Genomic DNA, 21,737 nt, shown 5'->3' with positions numbered 1-21,737 from the left:
CTGTCACCCCGCGAGCAGTTGGTGGAGCCGCTGTGCTTCCCGCACCAGCCGGGTGGATCCCTTCCGGGCCGCTACGGCCGCCAGTTCCGGGATCTCGCCGCGTGCCCCGGCGAGCGCGGCGGCCCGGGCGCCCACGGCGAGCAGGTCCGCGAGCCCGTTGCGCGGGCGCTCCCCCGCGGCGGGCAGCACGCGCGGCAGCAGCGGGGCCACCACCGGCCACACCGCCGCGTGCGCCCCGGCCTGGACCGCCTCGTCGAGCGCGGACACCACCCGGGACAGCATGACCAGCCCCGGCGGCAGCAGCCCGGCGACCGCCCTCGCCAGCCGCTGCGCGGGCACCTCGTCCCGGGCGGCCAGGGTGAGGAACGCGTCCACGGCCGCCGCCCGCTTCGCGACGTCCGGCTCGCTCATCCCGACGGCCAGCGCGTGCGCCACCGCCGTCCCGGCGGGCCCGTCGCCGTGCGCCAGCGCGGCGAGCGCGAGATGCCCGTCGCCCCAGGCGTCGAGGGCGGTCAGCAGATGCGCCGCCACCAGCTCGCGATGCGACGGCGCCGCCATCGGCCACCAGCGCATCGTGGAGGACCAGGACGTGTCCCGCCGCGCCAGGTCGTGCAGCGGCTCCGGCAGCTCCAGCTCGGACTGGAGCTCCTCGCGCGTCCACCCGTATCCGACGTGGCCCGTCGCGTATCCGACGTGCTTGACCATCGAGCACCGGACCTCGGGGTCGGGCAGCCCGCCGCCGCGCAGCCACGCCGCGCACTCCCGGCCCGCCCGCGTGCCGAGCTTCTCCGCCCGCTCAGCGACCGCCTCGCCGACCGTACGCGGCAGCCGCAGGAGGGCGTGCGCGAGGTCGGCGGGCAGCGGCTCCAGGCCGGCCGACGCCAGCCGTTCGAGGCGGTCGAGCAGCACCTCGGGAGCGATGTGGCCAGTGCCGGAGGTGGGCGTGGCGAGCAGGAGGGGCGGTGCGGACGCCGTCTCGTAGGCGGCGATCAGTTCGCGGGCCCGCGCCTCGTAGAGCCGGTCCAGCCCGCCGCCTTCGCGGTTGACCCGGCCGCCGCGGATCAGCGCGGTGAGCCGCAGGCTGTCTTCCGGTGAGGCGAACGCGAGCACCGCCCGCACGAGCAGCTGGTGGAGCCGCTCGTCACTTCCATAGGGGTGATGGCAGCCGAACAGGTGCGGGTCCAGCGGATGCCACCAGGGTCGCAGCGCCTCGCGCAGGGTGTCCGGCTCCCGGTGCGCCCACTCGGCGAGCCCGGCCAGGACCCGCTCGAACGTGTCCGCTCCCGACTTCGGCCCCACGGCGGCGACCGCCTCGGCGAGTTCGCCCGGCGACGCGATGGGCGGCGGCAGGCTCGGCGCGGGCGCCGCGACCAGCGCGGGCGCCTCGGCTTCATCGGCCTCGACGGCTTCCCCGTGCGCGCCGGCGATCTTCTCCCGCAGCTCGGCGGGGAGCCCGCCCGCGGCGTCCAGGACGGCCTGCCGACCTTCCTCGCCCGCCCGTCCGGCCAACCGCACCGCTGCCCGGACGGCGTACTCCTGCAGCGCGAGCGTGTCCTGCCGGAACACCGCCGCCACCACCGCCAGCGCGGCGTCGACCCGTTCCGGCCCGCGCCCGGCGGCGTCACGCGCCCACGCGACGGCCGCCCGCACGAGCTTCTTCTCCTGCCGGAACGCCAGCGCCCCCGCCGCCTCGGCGAACAGCTCCGCCTCCAGCCGCCCCGCCTCGTCGGCCTGCCGCAGCCGCGCCAGCGCCATGTCGGCCACGGTGACAGGCGCGGCGGGCAGGATCGCCGCATAGTCGCGGACCCGTCCGGCCACCTCGTCGAGGTCCGGCGCGAGGTCGTCGTGCAGCTGGGCGAGCACCGGCGGCGCGTCGGGCCCGTCGCGCAGCAGCCGTCCCATGACCTGGTCGAGCACCTCGCCGCGATCCAGGCGACCGCTCTCGATCAGCCGCAGCACGCCATCGCGCTGCGGCCACGAGAACGCCTCCCGCAGCCCTGCCGTCTCGAAGATCCTGGGCGCGAGGTGCGGGAACAGGGGATCGTCAGCGCCCGGCGCGGATCCGAGCCGCCGCACCCACCCCGACAGGAAGGGGTCGCTGTCCGGCGGCTCGATGCCGGTCGCCCTGACCAGAGCCGCGACGATCTCCCACTCGCGTTCCTGGTCCGCCCGCAGCCGCAGCACCGTCCGCCGGGCGAGATCCTCCTGCCACTCCACCGGGCGCGTACGGACCAGGCCGAGGACGCGCGGCGCGTCGTCGCCCGCCGGATCGCGCCACCGGAGCTCGCGCCGGAAGATCCACGAGGTCACGGCCGCCGCCCCGCCGAGGCAGCCGACGCCCGCCATGAGCAGGGGCCGTAACTGGCCCGTCCACTCCCAGAACCTGCCGGCGTACGCCTTGTTCTGCGCCGCGAGATAGGGCGCGAGCTCGGCGGCGACGGCCTTCCTCGCGTCCGCGTCGAAGGCGGCGACGGAGCGGACGGTGCCGGCGGTGTCGCCGGCCTGGATCAGCTTGAGAAGATCTTTCCACGGTGCGGACATGGCGCGGACCCTACTGACCCGGCCCGACAATTCACCGATCCGGCGACCTCAAGCCAGGTATGGAAGAGTTACCGTCCATGGAACAGCGTGTGTTGGGACGTACCGGACGGCGAGTCGGCGTGGTGGGGCTGGGAGCGTGGCAGCTCGGGGCCGACTGGGGGCAGGTGACTGAGGACGACGCGGTCGCGACCCTCTCGGCGGCGGTCGGCGACGGGGTGACGTTCATCGACACCGCCGACGTCTACGGCGACGGCCGCAGCGAGCAGATCGTCGGCCGGTTCGCCAAGGCCCACCCGGACCTCACGGTGGCCACCAAGATGGGCCGCCGGATGGACCAGGTGCCGGAGAACTACGTGATGGCCAACTTCCGCACCTGGAACGAGCGCTCCCGCCGCAACCTCGGCGTCGACACCGTCGACCTGGTGCAGCTGCACTGCCCGCCCACGCCGGTGTACTCGTCCGACGCGGTGTTCGACGCGCTCGACACGCTGGTCTCGGAGGAGAAGATCGCCGCGTACGGGGTGAGCGTGGAGACGTGCGAGGAGGCGCTGACGGCGATCGCCCGGCCGGGCGTGGCGACGGTGCAGATCATCCTGAACGCGTTCCGGCTCAAGCCGCTGGAGCGGGTGCTGCCCGCGGCCCGCGAGGCGGGTGTCGGCATCATCGCCCGGGTGCCGCTGGCCAGCGGCCTGCTGTCGGGCCGGTACGACGAGAACACCACGTTCGCGCCCGACGACCACCGCACCTTCAACCGCCACGGCGAGTCGTTCGACGTGGGCGAGACGTTCTCCGGCGTGGACTTCCGCACCGGCCTGGAGGCGGTCCGGCGGCTGGCCCCGCTGGTGCCCGAGGGGGCGACGATGGCGCAGTTCGCGCTGCGCTGGATCCTCGACCAGCCCGGCGTGTCCGTCGTCATCCCCGGCGCCCGCAACCCTGCCCAGGCCGCCGCCAACGCCGCCGCGGCCGCGCTCCCGCCCCTCCCGCCGGAGACCCTCCAGGCCGTACGCGACGTGTACGACGAGCTCATCCGCCCGCAGGTGCACGACCGATGGTGAGCCGGAGGGTTCTCGTCACCGGGGCGTCGCGGGGGATCGGGCGGGCCGTCGCGACGGCGTTCGCGGAGCTGGGTGACCGGGTGGCGGTCCACCACCGCGACTCCCCCGCCCTCGCCTCCGGGCTGCTGGACGAGCTGCCGGGCGAGGGACACGCGGTCGTCCAGGCGGACCTGGCCGACCCGGAGGCGGTGCGCCGCGTCGTGGACGAGGCGGCCACCGCCCTGGGCGGCATCGACGTGCTGGTCAACAACGCCGGCGTGTTCCTGCACCACCCGGTCACGGACCTCACCTACGAGGAGTGGCAGGCCGCCTGGCGCCGGACGCTCGACCTCAACCTGGCCGGCGCGGCGAACATGATCTGGTGCGCGCTCCCCCACATGCCGCGGGGCGGCCGCATCGTCAACGTCTCCTCGCGCGGCGCCTTCCGCGGCGAGCCCGACAGTCCCGCGTACGGCGCCAGCAAGGCGGGCCTGAACGCGCTCACCCAGTCGCTCGCGGTGTCCCTGGCGCCGAAGGGCATCGCGGTGGCGGCGGTCGCGCCGGGCTTCGTCGAGACGGACATGACGAACGAGCACCTCAAACCGCCCAGGGGCGACGAGATCCGCGCCCAGAGCCCGTTCGGCCGCGTGGCCCGCCCGGAGGAGATCGCCGCCGCCGTCGTGTACCTGGCCTCGCCGGAGGCGGAGTGGGCCAGCGGCACCATCATCGACCTGAACGGCGCCAGCTACCTGCGCTGAGAGGCGGGGCCGGGTGGTAGAAGAATGGCATCTTCGACTTCTGACATCGCCGATCACGGCTCCCGGCGAGATTCTCCGGGAGCCGTGTCGCCGTAACGTGTCAGACCTTGTTCACCGGTTCCTGGAGTTCGGTGACCCACTCGTCGTGGTTGTCGGGACACTCCAGGTTGATCTCCCGGGGGTAGCCGACGGAGCGGTAGCCGTTGGCGTCGATCCAGCGGCCGAGGGTCTGGACGGTGGGCAGGACGGTCTCCATGGAGCCGCGGTGCATGACGGTCGCCGCCTGCTCGACGGGCGGCAGGTCCACGATCCGCAGCCCGTCGTCCTCGCCGAGCGGCGCGGAGACCTCGACGCCCGCGTGGATGAGGATCCCGCCGTCCGGCGCGTCCTCGTAGCAGGCGACCGCGGGCCCGGAGGGGGCGAGGCCCGCCGCCTCCAGGCGCCGGGACAGCTCCTCGTAAAGCGGCTGGATGACCGGGCCGACGGTGTCGAAGTCCGGTGCCACCGCGGTCAGTTCGGCCACCCGCACGCTCGGCAGGCTCTTCAGTACGACATCGTTGCTGGGCATCTGCCCCTCGCTCTCGATCGAGCGGAGCCTCGCCTCGACCTGGGCCAGCCGGGCCGCCGCCGCCGTGATCGCCGCCTCCAGGTCGGCGCGCCGCAGCCGGAGCATGGCGCGCAGTTCCCCGATGGTCACCTTCTCGTCCAGGATCGCCCGGACCTGTTGGAGGGTGAAGCCGAGGTCCTTGAGCGCGATGACGCGGTTGAGGCGGGCCAGCTGGGCGGCCGTGTAGTAGCGGTAGCCGGTGGCCGGATCGACGTGGGCCGGGCGCAGCAGGCCGGTGGCGTCGTAGTGACGCAGCATCCGGACCGAGACGCGACCGTGCCTGGCGAAGTCTCCGATGGTGAACATGATGTCTCCAAGTCGACCGCCTGACACGGTGTGAGGGTCAAGAACCCGCGCGGACGCCGAGGCCTGAGCCGGCGGAACGTGGGCTACCCGCCGAGCCCGTCGAGATAGGCGCGGGAGGCGGCGAGGGCTTCGAGCATGTCGCCGTCGCAGCGGTCGAGCTCGACGATCCGCCAGGCGTCGCCGGGGGCGGCCGCCAGGATGTCCGGGATCGGCAGCGTGCCGGAGCCGACCGCGGTCATGGCGTCGTCGACGGTGCCGGGGCCGTCCTTGACGTGCAGGTGGGTGACCCGGTCGCCGAGCCGGGACAGCAGGCCGGGCACGTCGGCGCCGCCCACCACGGCCCAGTAGAGGTCCACCTCCAGCAGGACGTCCGGGTCGAGCAGTTCGGCGAGCGCCTCAAGGGCGTGCCGGTCGCCGATCCGCGCCGAAAGCTCCCAGTGGTGGTTGTGGTAGCCGAGCCGCAGCCCCGCCCCGGCGGCGCGGGCGGCGGCGGCGTTGATCAGCCGGGCGCTCTCCTCCACGGCGGCACGATCGGAGAACCCGTCCGGCGGGATCGCCGGGATGATCACCGTGTCCGTGCCGATGGCCGCGGCGGCGTCCAGCACGGTGGGCGCGTGCTCTTCCAGCAGCGGCCCGTGCAGCGAGCAGGCCGTGAGCCCGTTCACCTCCAGCAGCTCGCGAAAGGCGCGGGGGTCGTCGCCCAGGAGCCCGAAGGTGGGCTCCACGGCCCGGTACCCCATCGCGGCGAGGGACGTCAGAGTCGTCGTCGGCCGCACGGACATCTCGGCGCGTACGGAGTAGAGCTGGACGGCGGGAACAAGCACGACATACCCCCTGCTACTACATGATCCAGTCCATCGATCTTAGGGAGCCGCCGGCATCCCGGGAAGCGGCGCCACCGCCGGAGGCTCACCACGCACTGAAGTAATTCGTATTAGCAGGTTGACTGACGCTTTTCGCTGACCGATGCTCGGTGATCACACCGGCCCCCCGCCGGTGTGATCACGAAAGGGCAGAGCATGTCCGATCCGATCCTCGACCGCCGCACGATCCTGCGCGCCGCCGCAGGCACGGCCGTCGCCCTCCCCGCGCTCTCCTCCCCCGCCGCCGCTGCCGCCGCCGGGCCCGCGGGCTTTCCCTCGTACGCCTACCTCGGCCGGTCGCTGAACACCTCGGCGCTGCGCTACAACCCGACCGGCGAGCTGATCTTCCCGTGCGTGCGCGGCACGTACGACCGCATGCCGGGCGGGCTCGGCAGGTACTACCTCTACTACGCCCCGCACGACGCGCCCGGCGGCATCTGCCTGGCCTACGGCGACTCACTCGCCGGGCCGTTCACCGAGTATCACGCCAACCCGATCGTCAGCCGGCAGTGGGGCCCGCACTTCAACGTCAGCCACGTGTCGTCACCGCACGTGCTCTGGCACGCCGCCTCCCGCCGCTGGTACCTGTACTTCCACGGCGAGAACAGCACGACCCGGCTCGCCACCTCGGCCAACGGGGTCGACTTCAGCTACCACGGCGTCGTGCTGAACACCTCGATGGTGCCCGGCATCTCGGAGGCCTCCTACGCGCGGGTCTTCGACCACGCGATCCCGGCGCGGGGCGCCCGGTACGTGATGGTGTTCATGGGCAACCACGGCGGCAACCGCAAGATCTTCTGGGGCTGGTCGGGCGACGCGGTGAGCTGGCAGTTCGCCCCTAACCCGCTCATCTCCCCCGCGGGCGACGGCCTCACCGACCTGAGCGGGCCGCACCTGCTCAAGCGCAACGGCACCACGTACGTCGTCTACCACGGCAACTCGGGCAAGATGTATCTCACCGAGGTCGGCAACTCCTTCGACCGGGAGGTGCACCTCGGCGTCTTCCACACCCCGCTGACCGGCGGCCCCGACTCCCGGCGCTCGGCCGCCCCGGCCTTCGGCACCGACGGCGGCGTCTCGTACATGTTCTACGAGGCGGGCCAGCGCGGCTCCACCGTGATCGCCGTGGCCCGCGCCACCTCCTGATCCCGTACCCCCTCGGCCCCGCTGCCCCGTCCCTCCCGGGTTCGGCGGGGCCGGGCGTCGCCCGCCGCAGCGCCAGGATGACCCCGACCCGTGCGTCAGCTCCACCGCGGCCAGCGTGGGATCCGCCAGCAGCGCCCGGCGCACCCCTTCCTGCCGCTCGCGGAACTCCGCCGGCCAGGCGGAGTCCGCGGTCATGCCGTCCACCACCAGCGTGCCGCCGGGCCCGAGCGCGGCGAGCGTGAGGTCGAGCCGCTCGTGCTTGCCGGCCGGCGAGTCCGCGAAGAGCAGGTCGAACGGCCCGAGCGCGGACAGCATCTCCAGCGCGTCGCCCGTGCGGAACTCCACGACCCCGGCCACTCCCCCTGCCGCGCGAGCCCGGTGCGCCCGGCGGCGAGCACGGCGAGGAGCCGTCCGACGCCCGGGTCTCACGAGTACGCGAACCCGGCCCGCTCGGTGGCCCGCCGTACGAGATCCTCCATGGGCACAGGATTCCCTATGCTGCCGACCCATGACGATCGACGGCGACTACGGCCTGCCCGGTTCGCTCGGCAGGGTGCTGCGGGCGGTGGCGGACGAGCGGGTGGCGCAGGATCGGCGGTGGGGCGTCCAGGAGGGCCTCACCGACGGCACCGGCCCGCAGCACGGCGACGAGGCGGAGCGGGCGAAGCGGGAGACCGGGGAGGCGTCCCGGGAGGGGCGGCTGACTTGGCGGCACGTGCTGGTGGAGGAGGTGCTGGAGGCGTTCGCCGAGGAGGACCCCGACCGGTTGCGGGCGGAGCTGACGCAGGTGGCGGCCGTGGCGGTCAAGTGGATCCAGGACATCGACCGGCGCGCCGCCCGGGACCGGTTCCGGGCGATCGTGGACGTGCACGTGCTGCTGGTCCGCGACGGCGAGGTGCTGATGGGGCGCCGATCCGGCACCGGGTACGCCGACGGGCTGTGGCACCTTCCGAGCGGCCACCTGGAGGCGGGCGAGTCGGCGACGGAGGCGGCGGCGCGGGAGGCCGGCGAGGAGGTGGGCGTCCGCGTCGACCCCGCCGACCTGGTCTTCGCCCACGTGATGCACCGGGCGCCGGAGCGGGTGGGGCTCTTCTTCGTGGCGGAGAGGTGGGCGGGCGAGCCGTACAACGCCGAGCCGGACAAGTGCTCCGAGCTCGGCTGGTTCCCGCTGGACCGGCTGCCGCAGGACACGGTCGGCTACCCGGCCGAGGCGCTGCGCGGCATCGGGCGCGGTGAGGCTTTCGGCCTGTACGGGTTCTAGCCCGGCGGATACTTGGCCGGGTCGGCGCGCCCGCGGCCGGCGAAGTCGTCGGCCAGTTCGGTGATGGTCTCGCGGCCTTCCAGCAGATACAGCCAGGCGACCGGCAGGGCGTTCTCGCCGCGCACGGCGCCGAGGAGGTTTCCTGTCATGGAGCCGGTGGAGTCGCTGTCGCCGGAGTGGTTGACGGCCAGCAGCAGCGCCGCGGCGAAGTCCTTCTCGCGCGTGAGCGCGCAGTAGACGGCGATGGCCAGCGCCTCCTCGGCCACCCATCCCCCGCCGAGGCTCTCCACCCGCTCCGGGCTCGGCTCGCCCTTCCCGGCCAGCTCGTCCGCCGCCCGCAGGGCGACGCTGGTCTCCTCGTGCCCGGGGTACGAGGCCAGCAGGCGGAGCGTCTCGTGGACCGCCTCGTACAGGGTCAGGTCCTCGGCCACGAAGTGGACAAGGGCGGCGAAGGCGCCGGCCGCGTAGTAGCCGGTGGGGTGGCCGTGGGTGATCCGCGCGCAGGCGGCGGCCAGCTCGAACGCCTCCCGCGCGGAGCCCCCGAGAAGCCCGAACGGCGCCGACCTCATGACGGTGCCGCAGCCCTTGGAGTCGCGGTTGACCGGCCCCGGCTCTCCCAGGGGCCCGTCCCGGCCGGGCCGTGCGCGCAGCCCCGACAGGCACGCGTTGCCGGGCGCCCGCCGCGCGTACAGCCACCGCTGCTCGCGCAGCCAGCCCGTACGGTGGTGCGGGTCGCCGGGCGGGGGCGGGGCGTCGTGCCGCTGGGTGTCGAGCCAGCGCAGGTAGGCGGACCGGACCACCTCCGGGGTGTCCGCGAACCCCCGGGTGGCGGCCCTCAGCTCGGCCCTGATCAGCCCTTCCAGCGTGAAGAGCGTCATCTGGGTGTCGTCGGTGATCAGGCCCGCGCGGCCGATCCCGTCGGTCACCATGCCGGTGACCCCGGCCTGCCCGTGACGGGCGCGGATGCCCGCGATGGAGTCGAACTCGATCGCCCCGCCGAGCGCGTCGCCGATCGCCCCGCCCAGCACGCATCCGCGGACCCGGCTGCGGTACGTCACTTCCGCCATGGCCCACACCTTATGCCCGGCCTTGTCGCGTACGGGAAGGATGGGCGCGGCCCTGTCAGTGGGCGTGCTTGTGGCCGAACGTCCAGGTGATCGTGGAGGTGAGGGCGTTCTCGCGGTACGCGGGATCGCGGATGAAGCCGGTGGAGTCGGAGACGACGACGGTATAGGTGCACGAGTGCTTCGACCGCAGGTCCTTGCGCCCGCACCACGGAGCCTCGGGCTTGCCGCGCTGCTTGGGCGGCTTGTGCTCGCCGGCCTGCACGGAGGTCAGGCCGGCCCACTCCGCGATCTCGTGCCCGTTGACGAACCACCGGGTGGACACGGTCGGGATGTCGACGTGGGTGACGGTCAGGGTGGCCGACTTGCGGATCGGCCTGTCGCTCGGCGGGGTGGCGGCGTCGACGATGCCGGTCAGCTCGTAGAACTTGCGGGTCATCTCCTCGCGGCCGACCGAGTTGAAGGGCTTGCGCAGGGTGCGCATCAGCGAGTCGTCGCTGGGCCGGTGGATGCCGAGGTTGTGGTAGTAGGCGCCTTCGAAGGCGCCGATGACGCCGCCGTCGGGGGTCTCGGCGCCGAGCCAGCGCCACCACTTGGTCCGCCGCGCGGTCTGCTCTCCGGCGTCGTGGACGGAGACGTTGGCGTCCGGCGGCTCCTCGCCGGTGTAGACGCTGCCGTCGTCGGGATAGGCCCAGTACGGGTACTCGTCGGCGAGGTCGCCGAGCGAGTGGCCGAGCTCGTGGGGAAGGATCTCCGGGCCGGAGACGTGACCGCCGGAGAAGGTGACCAGGTCCTCCTCGATGTAGCCGGCTCCGCCGTACGTGCCGCTGTTGACGACCACGGCGATCTGGTCGAAGGCGGGCGCCAGGGCGGCGTAGGACTCGGCGGCGGGCACGTCGACGCAGACCAGGCGTGCCAGCCCGTCGCAGTAGTAGGTGCTGTGGAGCGCGGTGTCCTTCTCGATCCCTTCGGCGGGGTCGTTGTCGGAGCCGGACTCGTTGGAGACGACGTTGACCTGCCAGACGTTGAACAGCTTCCGGTAGCTCTTGAACGGCTCGCGCTCGGCCAGCAGGTTCCAGCTGGTCTCCACCTGGGAGGTGTAGCGGTCCATCTCGGACTCGGTGAAGCCGTCGCCCAGGTAGACTAGGTCGATGCGCTTGTCGCTGGGGCCGTTCACCTCGATGGGCGTCACGGTGGCGGACGGCGCCTGCCGGGACCTCGCCCGCGGGCCGATCTCGCCCGGCACGTCGGTGTAGCCCCGCGGCCCGCTCTCGTCGAAGATCTCCACCTTGTGGTCATCGGACGCGGTCGCGGGCGGGACCGAGAAACACGTCGCGAGGAGTACGCCCCCCACGACCAAGCCAAGTTTGCGCATATTTGTCTCCATCGACAGCGATATGGCGCAGATTGTTCGCGGCTGCGCGTTCATGGGGCAATAACGCTGCGGTGTCGATCCGGGCCGGCGGCGGAGGGCGTCCGGCGGGCCGCAGGTCGGCACGCCACATAACCCGGGAGTTATCCCCTTTCGGGATGGCCCTCCCCGTGGGTACGGGCACCCACGCGCGCCTGATCACCCTAGGGTTATGTCGTACTAGATTGGCCGCATGCAGCTGGAGTTGCGGCACCTTCGGACGTTGTGCGAGATCGCGAACGCGGGCAGTCTCAGCAAGGCGGCGGTCGTCCTGGGCGTCTCGCAGCCCGCTCTCACCGCCCAGTTGCGGCGGATCGAGGCCACGCTCGGCGGGCAGATCTACCGGCGCGGCCGGCTGGGCATGACCCCGACCCCCTTCGGCCGGTTCGTGCTGATCCGGGCCAGAGCGGCGCTCCAGATCGTGGACGAGCTGATGACGGACACCACGCCCGCCCCGGACCGGCCGCGCGTCGCCCGGATGGGCGGCTACGCCAACCCGGTGCTCGGCGGCCTGCTGCGCAGGCTGTTCGGGACCCCGGGCACGCCGATCACCGTGCACACCGAGCACTCGCCCCGCCTGCTCATGGACCTGCTCGCCTCCAAGCGGCTGGACGCGGCCACGCTCGTCGACTACCCCGGCCACGAACTGGCCGTGCCCGCCGCGATAGGCGTGCGCCCCATCGCCATGGAGCCGGTCTTCGTCGCGATGGCCGCCGGCCACCCTCTCGCGTCACTCGAAGAGGTGCCCCTCGCCCGGCTGGCCGACGACGACTGGGTCCTGTCGCCTCCTGACGGGGCGGGCTGGCCCGAGTGCTTCGTGACGGCGTGCCGGGACGCCGGCTTCGAACCTCGGGTGCCGCACATCATGATCGAGGCGCCGATGATCCGGCTGCTCGTCGCCGCGGGGCAGGCCGTCACGCCGTGCCAGGCCACGTTCCCGCCCGGCGACGGCATCGTGGTCCGCCCGCTGGCGGGCGCCCCGCTGTGGATGAGGCACCTCGTCGCCTGGCGCCTCGACGGCGCGCTCGCCGACCGGGCGGGCGAACTGGTCGCCCTCGCCACGCAGGCCCACCAGGAGGCGCTGGCCGCCCACCCGGTCTACAGCGCCTGGCAGGCACGACGTCACTTCGGAGGTGATCCGCGACACTGAGCGGGCCGCTCCCCCGGCACGTGCGGGGAAGCGGCCCGATGCGGTGCTACTGGGGCAGCGGGGCCACCTCGCGCACCTTCTCCGCGGCGGCGGCCAGCGAGTCCCTGGTCACCTCAGGCGCCTCGCCCTGCTTGTTCTGCGGCAGCGGCTTCACCTTCTTGCAGGCGGACGGGTAGCGGTCGCAGTAGCTCTGGGTCGTGCCGACTGACGTGGCGTTCAGCATCGCGTGGCCGGTGGCCCGGGTCAGCGTGTCGGTGGCGGCGTTGAAGATCTCGTTGAGCCGGCGCGAGTCGGCCGGGTTGTTGACCCGCAGCGGGGTGCCGGTGCCGGTCGACATGCCGAAGATCGTGTCGCCGTCGCCCAGCGTGTGGATCGGGCTGATCGCGCGGGCCAGACCGTCCTGGGAGTTGCCGGCCATCCGCGCGGCGGCGGCCTTCTCCAGCGGCGCGTTCGTGGCGACCACGGCGATCGTGGTGTTCAGCGACGGGGCGTCGGCCTTGGCTTCCGGCCGGCACTCCTTGGCCTTCGGCGTCTCCAGGCCGCGGAACTCGCCCGCCACCTCGTACCGGGCCGCGAACAGCGAGCAGTCGCGCGGGTCGACCGGCGAACCGGCCGAGTTCACCACCACGATGGCGCCGACCATGGTGCCGTCGCTGAGGGTCATGCTGGCGGTGCCGACGCCGCCCTTCAGCCCGCCCGCGCGGGCACCGGTGCCGCCGCCGACGACGCCCTGACGTACCGGACCTTCCTTGGCGGCCTGCGCGGCGAGGTAGCCCCATTCGGGCGTGGTGCGGGCCTTGAAGTCGCCGCCCCTGCCGAGGTCGTAGATGTCGGCGGCGGGGACGATCGGCGCGACTCCCGAGCCGACCCTGACGCCCTCGCCGCGCTCCTCCAGCCAGCGGATGACGCCGTCGGTGGCGGCCAGCCCGTACATGCTGCTGCCGCCGAGCATCACCGCGTTCACGCCGGGGTTGGAGTTGAGCGGGTCGAGCAGGTCCGTCTCCTTGGTGGCGGGGGCGCCGCCGCGCTGGTCGACGCCGGCCACGGACATCGTCGGGGTGTAGATCACGGTGGTGCCGGTCAGGTAGGGCGCCCTGGCCGACTGGACCTGCCCGACCTTGATGCCGGGCACGTCGGTGATCGCGTTGTCGGGGCCGGGCAGCCCGGGGGTGTTCGCGGCGGTGGCGGCCTGCGCGGACGCGCTTCCGGGGACGGTGAGCATCAGTGCTCCGGCCAGCAGTGCGACGAGGCGTGGCTTCATGGATCCCTCATTCCAGTGGGGGGCGGGAAGGGACGTCGGGGAGTGCGCGCGCTACTGAGTGCACTGAGGCTACTGGTCGGACCAGCAAAGGTAAAGATCGTAGTGTGCCGATTTGTAGCTATAGTCGGCGTTTTCGCCAGTACGTCCGCGATCGCGTGAGTTCGCCGGCCCCCTGCCGGAAGGACGTCCGACGTTGGGCGTCGATTAACACGGCCTCCCTAGCGTGCCCGACATGAAACGTGCACTGCTCGCCCTCGGTGTCGCCACGCTGGTCACCGGCCTCGCCGCGCCCGCCGCGGCCAAGCCCGCCGACCCCGGCCGGGCCACCCTCACCGGGTTCGCCTCGCTGCCCGCCGAGACCTTCGTACCGAACAGCGAGACCTCGGGCACCCAGCTCGGCCCCGACCCGGTCAACGGACTCACCCCGCCCTTCGCCGGCCAGCCCGTGCAGGGCTTCAGCGGCATCGTGCCCCGGGGCGGCGGCGTCTACGAGATGCTGTCCGACAACGGCTTCGGCAGTAAGGGCAACAGCGCGGACTTCCTGCTGCGGGTGCACCGGGTCGAGCCCGACCTGCGGGGCGGCACGGTGAAGGTGCTCGGCGGGTTCGACCTCGCCGACCCCGACCGGCACATCACGTTCCCCATCACCAGGGAGGACCGCCGGCTGACCGGCGCCGACTTCGACGTGGAGTCGATCGTGCGCGCCACCGACGGCACCTACTGGATCGGCGACGAGTTCGGCCCGTTCCTGCTGCACTTCTCCTCGACGGGCAGACTGCTCGAAGCGCCCATCCCGCTGCCCGGCGTCCAGGCGCCGGAGAACCCGTTCCTGAACGGCGCCGAGCCGAACCTGGGCCGCAGCAAGGGCTTCGAGGGCATGGCGCGCTCGCTCGACGGCAAGCGGCTCTACCCGCTGCTGGAGGGCACCGTCAGCGGCGACCCGGCCGGCACCCTGCGCATGTACGAGTTCGACGTGCGTAAGAGGGCCTACACCGGCAAGCGCTGGACCTACCCGCTGGACGCCCCCGGCCACGCCATCGGCGACGCGGTCGTCGTGGACCGGAACCGGTTCCTGATCATCGAGCGTGACGGCGCCCAGGGCGACGCGGCCAGGACCAAGAAGATCTACCTGGCCGACGTCCGCGACCGGAACCAGGACGGCGCCATGGACAAGACGCTCGCCGCCGACCTGCTCGACATCGCCAATCCCAAGGGCCTCGGCGGCTTCGGCACGACGTTCCGCTTCCCGTTCGAGACGATCGAGGACGTGGCCATCCTCGACGACCGCACCCTGATCGTCGCCAACGACAACAACTTCCCGTTCTCCACCGGCCGCACGCCCGGCAAGCCGGACGACAACGAGTTCATCACCATCAAGCTGCCGCGCCCGCTGCACGCCACCCGCTGACCCTCATGTGCCCGTGCCCCTCCCGCCCTGGGAGGGGCACGGGCACGCCGCCTCCTCGGCGTGCACGGTGGAGCCGACCTCGTGGAAGAGCCCCCTTCGGGCCCTCGCGAATCCGGCAGGTGGTGGCCATCCGGGAGACCGGCAGCAGTGAGCCGTCGCCCCGCTCGAACTACGGACGCTCGCCCTGCGCGGTGCCGCCGGTTCGGCCTGAGGGCTGACCTCCATGATCTGCCCTCGGTTACCCATGAGGACGGCAACGACCACGAGGTTGTGCTCGGCACCGAGACGGTGTGCGGAGGCTTGCCTGCTGGGGCCAAAACAGAAGGCACGTTCGTGCTGAACGCGCCTTCTGGGGGGCCGTGGCCCCGGATAAGCATGTCGCCGTAGTGGCTGCTTCAAGCAGACCCCGGGCACTGGTGCGGGACATGCCGGTTCGGGCAGCAGATCATGCCGATCGTGGCGAACCGGCCGCCGTGCAACCACTCACCCCATTGCACGTCCACCCCGCGGGGCAACAGGTCGCGGGCGGACTGCAACCGATCTTTCATCGGGATGCGGTCGGGCCACAGCAGCGCGGTGCAGGTCCTGCCGTACTCCTCAGCCAGCCAGGCCACGGCGGGGCCGACCTGGTCGAAGGTGGCCGCGATCCGTGATGGGGGTTTGAGCAGCCAGTCGCCGGTCCGCATCGGAGGGAGGAGCGACGCGGGAAAGTCCGGCGAGGTGGGGCGGCGACCGGCCTCGTTCGCACGTTCCGATCCCGGGCCGGTCCACTGGTAGGCGTGCCAATGCATGGTGAGGCGCTCCGGGTACGGTTGGGGGCGGCGGCCCCTGCTTGCTGTGATCAGGCAGGGACCGCCGTCGACGCGGGTGATGCCTACAGAGTGGACAGGCCGGCGGCGCGAAGCTCGTCACCGGTGAACCGGAGCGTCCCGGCATCCGGGTTCTTCGAGTCACGCACCGCGTAAGCGTCCTCCACCCCCGGGATGGGCGCGATCAGGACACAGGAGTCCATCTCCTCCTCCTGCTGGTTGCCGCCACAGGCCCGGCTGAACGACACCCCTTCGAGGTGACAGCCATACAGATCCATTGCGTGGTCTTCCTTTCGTCCGAGCCCTCAGGGTCGGGCTCCGTTCTGGCCCACGAACGGTACCTGTACCGGCCTATTCATGGCTAGTCCAAGCCCGACCTATACTGTTTGGTCTAGCTATGGAAGTCAGTGACGGTTTAGGGTTCGGCCGTGATGTTGCCTGATACGCCGTGGACTGAAGACGACTGGAATCCGGAGTTCTATCGGTACGAGCAGATCGCGGACTGGATCCAGCAACGGATCGAAGCGGGAGAATATCCTCCACGAACCATGCTCTCCGAAATTCAGCTCCAGGGATATTTCGGTACGGGACGCACCACCATTCGCAAGGCGTTCGAAATCCTCCGCGAGCGCGGGCTGATCATCACGAAGCCCGGCAGAGGATCCGTGGTCATGCGAAGGGCAGGCACAACGGACTGATATTCAAGCACTGGTTACCCCGCTTGGCACCTGTCACTCGACCACGGCGTTGCGCCAGTAGCGGACGCTCGTCGCACCGATGACATCGGCATACTCCTGGTATATCTCCTCCAGACAAGCCAGGAGCGCTTGAGCGTGCTTCTCAAGACCAAGAACGGTGAGCGAACGCAGGATCCTGCTGATACGCAAGAAATTGTGGTTGTACGGGGTGAGCCATACAGAGGCTCGGTCGGAGAAGTCACCACCGGGTGAGACCCGAGGCGACTCGAAGGGACCGTCGAGCCTCAAGCCATAGAAGGCGAGCATCCGGAGCAAGGATTCCGTCAGCTCGTTCTGAAGGCCGCGATCGGACCTGAACGCCTCGATGTCGTTCTCGTTGAGGACTGGTGCGTTGTGATTCGCCATACTGGGCTCTGGTAGCGGGAAAAGCCACTGGATGTAGTCGTGGACCGCTTCCAGGGCAAGGAAGTCCTGGCTGCGGACATCATCAAGCGAACGTCCGCGGTCATCGATGCCGATCTGCCGGTAGAAGGCGACGACAGCGCTGGTTTTCATAGGCTCTTCACGTTGATGTCGGCTCGCAGACGCTTACAGCGATTCTGAGGAGATGTGCCGCCTCCCGGAGGGAGACTTGGGGAGGACTCTTGTCGTCAGCACGGAAGACGACCACGTTGATGCCGATTCTTCGGTAAGCGTCAGCGTAAAGAATCTCCGACCAGGCGAGCAGCTGGGCAAGGAGTGCACGGGTGGGCTTGATCGAGCCGTGCCCGGCACCGAGTAGAGGAAGATACACGGTGGACAGACGACGGTCGCGGGCCACGGTGCTCGCCCTGCGAGCGATCAGAGCCAGCGCCACCGGATCCGCCCGTAGCCCTTCGCCCTCCCGTTCGGTGGTGGCGGCAGCAACCAGCAGGTGAAAGTTCCCTTCCAGGGGTCGGTCGATGTAGGCCGCCGTCCCCAGCCTGTAGCTGCGGGTCTCCTTGCCGTTGATCTTGACGATCTGGGCAGGCATACCAGCCAGACTCTCGGCGATGGCCCGCTCCAGATCGGCGACGCGCCCCCTGTAGTGGGCATGGACGAAGGCCCCCGCGGCGCTTCTGGTGTCACTCAGGCACGTGCCGTTGAAGTACTCGTTGGCGGGCAGGACGATCAGAGCGCACGACGGGTCGTCGGCGATCTCTTCTATGCGGCCGAGCCTGATGGACAGTTCATTCTCACCGATGCGCGTACTGACGGAGTCAGCGTCCGAGGTGATTCTTATTCGACGCTTGGCAGGCACGGGAAAGGCCATGGCGGGAGTTTGCAAGGTGCTGACGGCCGCGAGTACAACGAGTCCCAACCCCACCAAGGCCACCGGATAGACCGGAGCCGCGAGCGGGACTATATCCAGCTTGGCGATATCCTTGACCTGAAAGAAAGAGACAAGAAGAAATAGAGTGCCGATCGCCAGAGCGATGACCTGGAACCTGACCTGGACTAACGCTTCGATCATGCCTTGCATAGGGCTGGCATCCTTGGCTGTCACCTGCGTTTCTGGCCTGGATCGTACATCAGCCGGCTGGAGCGTCACTTAGGAAAATCACTGGACGTCTCCGATCAGCTACTCTCTCGCCGGCACCCACTGGCGCGGACAGATCATCTCGGTGCACAATCGGCCCGTGAAGGCGTACGTCGGAGTCACCGACGGTGACTGGTTTCGCTTCCTCGCGGCACGCCCCGCCCTGACCGAGGCGAACTTCTGGCGGCCCTCGGGAAAGGGCGAGTTCAAGGTCCTCCGGCCGGGCGAGCCGTTCCTGTTCAAAACCCACCACCCACACAACCGGGTAGTCGGCGGCGGCTTCTTCGCCCGTTTCGTCAAGCTGCGCGTCTCCGAAGCCTGGGAGATCTTCAGCGAGGCCAACGGCGCCTCCACCCTCCATGAGATGCGTGCCCGAGTCGGCCACTATCGAAGAGAACCGATCTCGCCAGCTGACGACCCCGTGATCGGCTGCGTCTTACTTCGGGACACCTGCTTCTTCCCTCTCGACGCCGACGCCGGCCCTCCCCCGGCGTTCGCCGCCAACATCGTCCAGGGCAAGGGGTACGATCTCGCCACCCATCCGGACGCCCGGTTCTTCCACGACGTCGTCACCCGGCTCCTCGGCGGCCATGTGGAGATCGACCTGAGCGAGCCGTGGCATCTCGGCGGCCCGGTGTTCGGCGATCCCCGCCTGGTGCCGCAACGACTCGGCCAGCAGGCGTTCAAGGCCGTGGTCCTGGACGCCTACGACCGGCGCTGCGCCATCACCGGCGACAAGATCCGTCCCGTTCTGCAGGCCGCGCACATCCGGCCCGTCCACCGAGGCGGCGAGCACCGGCTCGACAACGGACTGCTGCTCCGCTCCGACGTGCACACCTTGTACGACCGCGGCTACCTCGCCGTCGATCCGTCGTACAAGCTGCTGGTCAGCCCTCGATTGCGCGAGGAGTTCGGCAATGGCCGCCAGTTCTACGAGCGGGCCGGGCACCAGATCGCCCTCCCTCGCCAGCGGCCGGACCGGCCGCAGCGGGAAGCCCTGGAGTGGCATCTGGACGAGGTCTTCCTTCGCTGACGGTCCGACCCAGCCTCCGATCTTGAGGGACACAGGCCCCTGAAGCGTCGCATGAGGTATACGCGGTAAACCTTCCGGGTATACGTTGTACACATGTCAATGAAGACGGCGGACCGGGTCGCCGAGGCCGCGCGCGCCATCCTCGAGACCGAGGGCGTCGAGGCCGTGACCATGCGCCGGGTGGCTGACGCCGTAGGCATCACCGCCATGGCGATCTACAAGCACTATCCGAACCGTGAGGCGCTCCTGGCCGCCGTGGCCGATCGCGCTCTCCGTGAGCTCGGGGCGGGCTGGGGTGGACGCGACGGTGACTGGGAAGCGCGCGCGCTGGGCCTGCTGGACGACTTTCTCGACTTCGCCCTCGGGTCGCCGCACCTGTACCGCTTCCTCATCACCGATCGGCGTGAACGGGCGCGGCGGTTCCCTGACGGCTTCAGGGACGGCGCCTCACCGTCGTTCACGAAGATCGTCACCTTGGCCGAGGAGGGCATGTGTGACGGCCTGCTGCGCCCGGACGATCCGCTGGAGGTCGCGATGACGGTGACGGCCACCGCCCAGGGCCTGGTGCAGCTCTATCTCGGCGGCCGTATCGGGCTGGCCGAGGACGAGTTCCGGGCTCTGTGCACGCGTGCGACGAGGAGGGTCCTCGATGGCGTCCGAGCGTAGGCCGCGCCGCTGGAGACGGCGGGCGTGGATCGCGGCCGGTGTTGCCCTGGCGGTCCTGGTCGCCGGGCTGGGTTACAGCGCCTGGTTCGGGAGCGACCAGGCGATCAAGGTGCGGCGCTGGGGGGCGGGAGACGTCATGGTGCTGGCCTCCGGCGACCGTACCGTGACCCTGGCCGACACGCCGGCGACGCGCAAGCCCGGCACGTACTGGCTGGAATGGAGCGGCGCCGGCACCATGCTCGGCGAGGTGACGTCACGGGGCGGCGGCAAGGTGACCCGCGCGGTGCTGGACGGCGCGGTCCCGTCCATCGGCACCTCCGGCAGCCTCAACGTGGCCCCTCCCGGGGATCCGGAGGTGGCGTGGGGCCTGGACTACTCCGAGATCACGGTGCCGACCGAGCTCGGTCCGGCGCCCGCCTGGCACGTCCCCGGCGACGGCACCACCTGGTTCGTCGCCGTCCACGGCCAGAACGCCAGGCGCAAGGCCGTCCAGAAGGTGCTTCCCGTCGTGCACCGGCTCGGCATGCCGTTCCTGGCCATCACCTACCGCAACGACGAGGGCGCCCCGGCCTCCCCAGACGGGCTGATCCATCTGGGCGACACGGAGTGGCGGGACCTGGAGGCGGCCGTCCGCACGGCGCGGGGCCTGGGGGCGCGGCGCGTCGTCCTCTACGGCACGTCCATGGGAGGCGTCGTGGCCGGCCAGTTCCTGGCGCGATCGCCGCTGGCGGACCTCGTCTCCGCGGTCATCATGGACGCGCCCCCGTACGATCTGGAGCGCGTGAGCGAGTGGAACGCCGCCCGGTTCGGCATGCCCGCCTTCGCCGGATGGCTCTCCAGCCGGGTGGTGGAATGGCGGATCGGCATCGACCAGGACGCCCTTCACCTGATCCGTCATCCGCCCGCCGTCAGGCCTCCGCTCCTGCTGATCCACACGGACGACGACACCGAGGTCCCGGTGGGCTCCTCCCGGGAGCTCGCCGCCGCCGGGCCGCGTCTGGGCTGGGACATCCGGTACGAGGAGTTCCCCGGCGGTGACCACACCGAGGCGTGGAACGTCGACCGGCCGAGGTACGACCGGCTCGTCCGCGGCTTCCTGACCGCGCACGCCGGGGCCGTTCCCTGACGACGGCCGCCCTCTTGAACTGCGGCCTCCATGCCAGCACGCTGAATCCACCATCGGAACCCTGGAGGCCGTGATGACCCCCCGCGACCTGATAGACCCCGAGAGCCGTGGCCCGCTGGACGCGCTGCTCGACATGCTGCCCGGCGGCTTCAACACCATCCCCGACATCGTCCAGCGCCGGGCCGTCGTCTCAGGCCTGCTGGGCGCCATGGAGGTGCCCGACAACCCGAACGTCGTCAAGGAGGACCGGACCATCCCCGGCCCCGACGGCGAGCCTGACATCGCCGTGCGGATCTACCGCCCGGCCGACGCGGCGGGGCAGCTGCCCGGCGTCTACTACATCCATGGTGGCGGCATGATCCTCGGCGACATCGCCGGAGAGGACGCCACCGCCACGATGATCTGCGACCAGGTCGGCGCCGTCGTGGTCTCGGTCGAGTACCGCCTCGCCCCCGAGCACCCCCATCCCGCCCCGGTCGAGGACTGCTACGCCGGCCTGGCGTGGACCGCGAAGAACGCCGCCGACCTGGGCCTGGACCCCGCGCGGCTGGCCCTCTACGGCGGCAGCGCCGGTGGCGGGCTGGCCATCGGCACGGCGCTGCTGGCACGCGACCGCGGCGGGCCGGCGATCTCCTTCATGATGCCGATCTACCCGATGATCGACGACCGGAACGAGACGCCGTCCAGCCACGAGATCACCGACGTCGGCCTGTGGGACCGGGCGGGCAACATCGAGGCCTGGGCCTGGTACCTGGGCGGCAAGGACGCCGACCAGTACGCCGCCCCGGCCCGCGCCGAGGACCTGACCGGTCTGCCCCCGGCCTACATCGACGTCGGCACCGTCGACCTGTTCAGGGACGAGGACATCGCCTTCGCGCAGCGCCTCATGCAGGCGGGCGTCCCGACCGAACTGCACGTGAACCCGGGCAGCTACCACGCCTCGGAGAACTTCGCCCCGGACGCCGCGCTCTCCCGGCGCATCTGGGACCAGCGGATCGACGCCCTCCGCAGGGCCCTCGCCTGACGACTCGCCCGCA

At 71.1% G+C, this 21,737-nt stretch carries 21 protein-coding genes; 11 read left to right on the top strand and 10 right to left on the bottom strand.

Annotated features, from left to right (window positions below; all coding sequences use genetic code 11):
* Positions 1 to 3: 3 nt before the first annotated feature.
* Positions 4 to 2,541 (bottom strand): hypothetical protein, encoded by a 2,538-nt coding sequence (locus tag ACZ6YG_RS11480; RefSeq protein ID WP_466017918.1) that lies wholly within the window; start codon positions 2,539 to 2,541, stop codon positions 4 to 6.
* 77 nt (positions 2,542 to 2,618) lie between these two features.
* Between ACZ6YG_RS11480 and ACZ6YG_RS11475 the strand changes: the two genes are divergently transcribed.
* On the top strand, positions 2,619 to 3,596 hold the full coding sequence (locus ACZ6YG_RS11475) for an aldo/keto reductase (protein ID WP_466017917.1): 978 nt from the start codon (positions 2,619 to 2,621) through the stop codon (positions 3,594 to 3,596).
* Positions 3,593 to 4,333: an SDR family NAD(P)-dependent oxidoreductase gene (locus ACZ6YG_RS11470; RefSeq protein ID WP_466018166.1), complete on the top strand. Its 741-nt coding sequence runs from the start codon at positions 3,593 to 3,595 to the stop codon at positions 4,331 to 4,333. The genes ACZ6YG_RS11475 and ACZ6YG_RS11470 overlap by 4 nt, the downstream gene beginning before the upstream one ends.
* A 100-nt stretch (positions 4,334 to 4,433) precedes the next feature.
* On the opposite strand, the gene ACZ6YG_RS11465 is transcribed toward ACZ6YG_RS11470, so the two are convergent.
* Together ACZ6YG_RS11465 and ACZ6YG_RS11460 are read right to left on the bottom strand one after the other, a co-directional pair.
* Entirely contained in the window at positions 4,434 to 5,246 is an 813-nt protein-coding gene (locus ACZ6YG_RS11465; protein WP_466017916.1) for a MerR family transcriptional regulator, read from the bottom strand.
* Between the two features lie 83 nt (positions 5,247 to 5,329).
* Positions 5,330 to 6,070: a sugar phosphate isomerase/epimerase family protein gene (locus ACZ6YG_RS11460; protein WP_466017915.1), complete on the bottom strand. Its 741-nt coding sequence runs from the start codon at positions 6,068 to 6,070 to the stop codon at positions 5,330 to 5,332.
* Positions 6,071 to 6,265: 195 nt separating this feature from the next.
* On the opposite strand from ACZ6YG_RS11460, the gene ACZ6YG_RS11455 reads away from it, so the two are divergent.
* Both ACZ6YG_RS11455 and ACZ6YG_RS11450 read left to right on the top strand, forming a co-directional pair.
* On the top strand, positions 6,266 to 7,255 hold the full coding sequence (locus ACZ6YG_RS11455) for a hypothetical protein (protein WP_397196913.1): 990 nt from the start codon (positions 6,266 to 6,268) through the stop codon (positions 7,253 to 7,255).
* A gap of 508 nt (positions 7,256 to 7,763) precedes the next feature.
* Positions 7,764 to 8,516, top strand: a complete 753-nt coding sequence (locus ACZ6YG_RS11450) for an NUDIX hydrolase (protein ID WP_466017914.1) — start codon at positions 7,764 to 7,766, stop codon at positions 8,514 to 8,516.
* Here the strand turns inward: ACZ6YG_RS11450 and ACZ6YG_RS11445 are convergent.
* Both ACZ6YG_RS11445 and ACZ6YG_RS11440 read right to left on the bottom strand, forming a co-directional pair.
* Positions 8,513 to 9,583, bottom strand: a complete 1,071-nt coding sequence (locus ACZ6YG_RS11445; RefSeq protein WP_466017913.1) for an ADP-ribosylglycohydrolase family protein — start codon at positions 9,581 to 9,583, stop codon at positions 8,513 to 8,515. The two genes, ACZ6YG_RS11450 and ACZ6YG_RS11445, sit on opposite strands and share 4 nt — an antisense overlap.
* A 55-nt stretch (positions 9,584 to 9,638) precedes the next feature.
* Positions 9,639 to 10,955, bottom strand: coding sequence for a M64 family metallopeptidase (locus tag ACZ6YG_RS11440; RefSeq protein ID WP_466017912.1), 1,317 nt, complete (start codon positions 10,953 to 10,955; stop codon positions 9,639 to 9,641).
* 229 nt (positions 10,956 to 11,184) lie between these two features.
* On the opposite strand from ACZ6YG_RS11440, the gene ACZ6YG_RS11435 reads away from it, so the two are divergent.
* Positions 11,185 to 12,141: a LysR family transcriptional regulator gene (locus tag ACZ6YG_RS11435; protein ID WP_148032167.1), complete on the top strand. Its 957-nt coding sequence runs from the start codon at positions 11,185 to 11,187 to the stop codon at positions 12,139 to 12,141.
* 46 nt (positions 12,142 to 12,187) lie between these two features.
* On the opposite strand, the gene ACZ6YG_RS11430 is transcribed toward ACZ6YG_RS11435, so the two are convergent.
* Positions 12,188 to 13,402, bottom strand: a complete 1,215-nt coding sequence (locus ACZ6YG_RS11430; RefSeq protein ID WP_466017911.1) for a P1 family peptidase — start codon at positions 13,400 to 13,402, stop codon at positions 12,188 to 12,190.
* A gap of 232 nt (positions 13,403 to 13,634) precedes the next feature.
* Here ACZ6YG_RS11430 and ACZ6YG_RS11425 point away from each other — a divergent pair, with 232 nt between their 5' ends.
* Positions 13,635 to 14,810 carry an esterase-like activity of phytase family protein gene (locus ACZ6YG_RS11425; RefSeq protein ID WP_466017910.1) on the top strand — a complete coding sequence of 392 codons (1,176 nt, stop codon included), beginning with the start codon at positions 13,635 to 13,637 and terminating at the stop codon, positions 14,808 to 14,810.
* A 395-nt stretch (positions 14,811 to 15,205) separates the two neighbouring features.
* On the opposite strand, the gene ACZ6YG_RS11420 is transcribed toward ACZ6YG_RS11425, so the two are convergent.
* The gene (locus tag ACZ6YG_RS11420) at positions 15,206 to 15,496 is read right to left on the bottom strand and encodes a hypothetical protein (protein WP_271275829.1); all 291 of its coding nucleotides are present in this window, start codon (positions 15,494 to 15,496) and stop codon (positions 15,206 to 15,208) included.
* A 188-nt stretch (positions 15,497 to 15,684) separates the two neighbouring features.
* Positions 15,685 to 15,897, bottom strand: a complete 213-nt coding sequence (locus ACZ6YG_RS11415) for a DUF397 domain-containing protein (RefSeq protein ID WP_397196917.1) — start codon at positions 15,895 to 15,897, stop codon at positions 15,685 to 15,687.
* A gap of 153 nt (positions 15,898 to 16,050) precedes the next feature.
* Here ACZ6YG_RS11415 and ACZ6YG_RS11410 point away from each other — a divergent pair, with 153 nt between their 5' ends.
* Positions 16,051 to 16,317: a winged helix-turn-helix domain-containing protein gene (locus ACZ6YG_RS11410; protein WP_466018165.1), complete on the top strand. Its 267-nt coding sequence runs from the start codon at positions 16,051 to 16,053 to the stop codon at positions 16,315 to 16,317.
* A gap of 33 nt (positions 16,318 to 16,350) precedes the next feature.
* Here the strand turns inward: ACZ6YG_RS11410 and ACZ6YG_RS11405 are convergent, their stop codons facing one another.
* Positions 16,351 to 16,872 carry an opioid growth factor receptor-related protein gene (locus ACZ6YG_RS11405; RefSeq protein WP_466017909.1) on the bottom strand — a complete coding sequence of 174 codons (522 nt, stop codon included), beginning with the start codon at positions 16,870 to 16,872 and terminating at the stop codon, positions 16,351 to 16,353.
* 7 nt (positions 16,873 to 16,879) lie between these two features.
* A complete protein-coding gene (locus tag ACZ6YG_RS11400) occupies positions 16,880 to 17,818 on the bottom strand; it encodes a macro domain-containing protein (protein ID WP_466017908.1) in 939 nt (312 codons plus the stop codon).
* Between the two features lie 157 nt (positions 17,819 to 17,975).
* On the opposite strand from ACZ6YG_RS11400, the gene ACZ6YG_RS11395 reads away from it, so the two are divergent.
* From ACZ6YG_RS11395 to ACZ6YG_RS11380, 4 genes are all read left to right on the top strand, one after another.
* Complete coding sequence (locus ACZ6YG_RS11395) at positions 17,976 to 18,908, top strand: HNH endonuclease (RefSeq protein WP_466017907.1); 933 nt, start codon at positions 17,976 to 17,978, stop codon at positions 18,906 to 18,908.
* Positions 18,909 to 19,001: 93 nt separating this feature from the next.
* Positions 19,002 to 19,574 (top strand): TetR/AcrR family transcriptional regulator, encoded by a 573-nt coding sequence (locus tag ACZ6YG_RS11390; protein ID WP_466017906.1) that lies wholly within the window; start codon positions 19,002 to 19,004, stop codon positions 19,572 to 19,574.
* Positions 19,558 to 20,700: an alpha/beta hydrolase family protein gene (locus tag ACZ6YG_RS11385; protein ID WP_466017905.1), complete on the top strand. Its 1,143-nt coding sequence runs from the start codon at positions 19,558 to 19,560 to the stop codon at positions 20,698 to 20,700. The genes ACZ6YG_RS11390 and ACZ6YG_RS11385 overlap by 17 nt, the downstream gene beginning before the upstream one ends.
* A 73-nt stretch (positions 20,701 to 20,773) precedes the next feature.
* Positions 20,774 to 21,724, top strand: coding sequence for an alpha/beta hydrolase (locus ACZ6YG_RS11380; protein WP_466017904.1), 951 nt, complete (start codon positions 20,774 to 20,776; stop codon positions 21,722 to 21,724).
* The last annotated feature ends 13 nt before the right edge of the window (positions 21,725 to 21,737 follow it).

The sequence above is a fragment of the Nonomuraea sp. NPDC054003 genome (assembly GCF_055585125.1).
This window is presented reverse-complemented; position numbering and strand designations above follow the sequence as displayed.

Excerpts from the sequence above, each read along its gene's own strand:
- ACZ6YG_RS11480 (WP_466017918.1), bottom strand. The coding sequence starts at position 2,541 with ATGTCCGCACCGTGGAAAGATCTTCTCAAGCTGATCCAGGCCGGCGAC.
- ACZ6YG_RS11475 (WP_466017917.1), top strand. The coding sequence starts at position 2,619 with ATGGAACAGCGTGTGTTGGGACGTACCGGACGGCGAGTCGGCGTGGTG.
- ACZ6YG_RS11465 (WP_466017916.1), bottom strand. The coding sequence starts at position 5,246 with ATGTTCACCATCGGAGACTTCGCCAGGCACGGTCGCGTCTCGGTCCGG.
- ACZ6YG_RS11455 (WP_397196913.1), top strand. The coding sequence starts at position 6,266 with ATGTCCGATCCGATCCTCGACCGCCGCACGATCCTGCGCGCCGCCGCA.
- ACZ6YG_RS11450 (WP_466017914.1), top strand. The coding sequence starts at position 7,764 with ATGACGATCGACGGCGACTACGGCCTGCCCGGTTCGCTCGGCAGGGTG.
- ACZ6YG_RS11445 (WP_466017913.1), bottom strand. The coding sequence starts at position 9,583 with ATGGCGGAAGTGACGTACCGCAGCCGGGTCCGCGGATGCGTGCTGGGC.
- ACZ6YG_RS11440 (WP_466017912.1), bottom strand. The coding sequence starts at position 10,955 with ATGCGCAAACTTGGCTTGGTCGTGGGGGGCGTACTCCTCGCGACGTGT.
- ACZ6YG_RS11435 (WP_148032167.1), top strand. The coding sequence starts at position 11,185 with ATGCAGCTGGAGTTGCGGCACCTTCGGACGTTGTGCGAGATCGCGAAC.
- ACZ6YG_RS11430 (WP_466017911.1), bottom strand. The coding sequence starts at position 13,402 with ATGAAGCCACGCCTCGTCGCACTGCTGGCCGGAGCACTGATGCTCACC.
- ACZ6YG_RS11425 (WP_466017910.1), top strand. The coding sequence starts at position 13,635 with ATGAAACGTGCACTGCTCGCCCTCGGTGTCGCCACGCTGGTCACCGGC.
- ACZ6YG_RS11420 (WP_271275829.1), bottom strand. The coding sequence starts at position 15,496 with ATGCGGACCGGCGACTGGCTGCTCAAACCCCCATCACGGATCGCGGCC.
- ACZ6YG_RS11415 (WP_397196917.1), bottom strand. The coding sequence starts at position 15,897 with ATGGATCTGTATGGCTGTCACCTCGAAGGGGTGTCGTTCAGCCGGGCC.
- ACZ6YG_RS11410 (WP_466018165.1), top strand. The coding sequence starts at position 16,051 with ATGTTGCCTGATACGCCGTGGACTGAAGACGACTGGAATCCGGAGTTC.
- ACZ6YG_RS11405 (WP_466017909.1), bottom strand. The coding sequence starts at position 16,872 with ATGAAAACCAGCGCTGTCGTCGCCTTCTACCGGCAGATCGGCATCGAT.
- ACZ6YG_RS11400 (WP_466017908.1), bottom strand. The coding sequence starts at position 17,818 with ATGCAAGGCATGATCGAAGCGTTAGTCCAGGTCAGGTTCCAGGTCATC.
- ACZ6YG_RS11390 (WP_466017906.1), top strand. The coding sequence starts at position 19,002 with ATGTCAATGAAGACGGCGGACCGGGTCGCCGAGGCCGCGCGCGCCATC.
- ACZ6YG_RS11385 (WP_466017905.1), top strand. The coding sequence starts at position 19,558 with ATGGCGTCCGAGCGTAGGCCGCGCCGCTGGAGACGGCGGGCGTGGATC.
- ACZ6YG_RS11380 (WP_466017904.1), top strand. The coding sequence starts at position 20,774 with ATGACCCCCCGCGACCTGATAGACCCCGAGAGCCGTGGCCCGCTGGAC.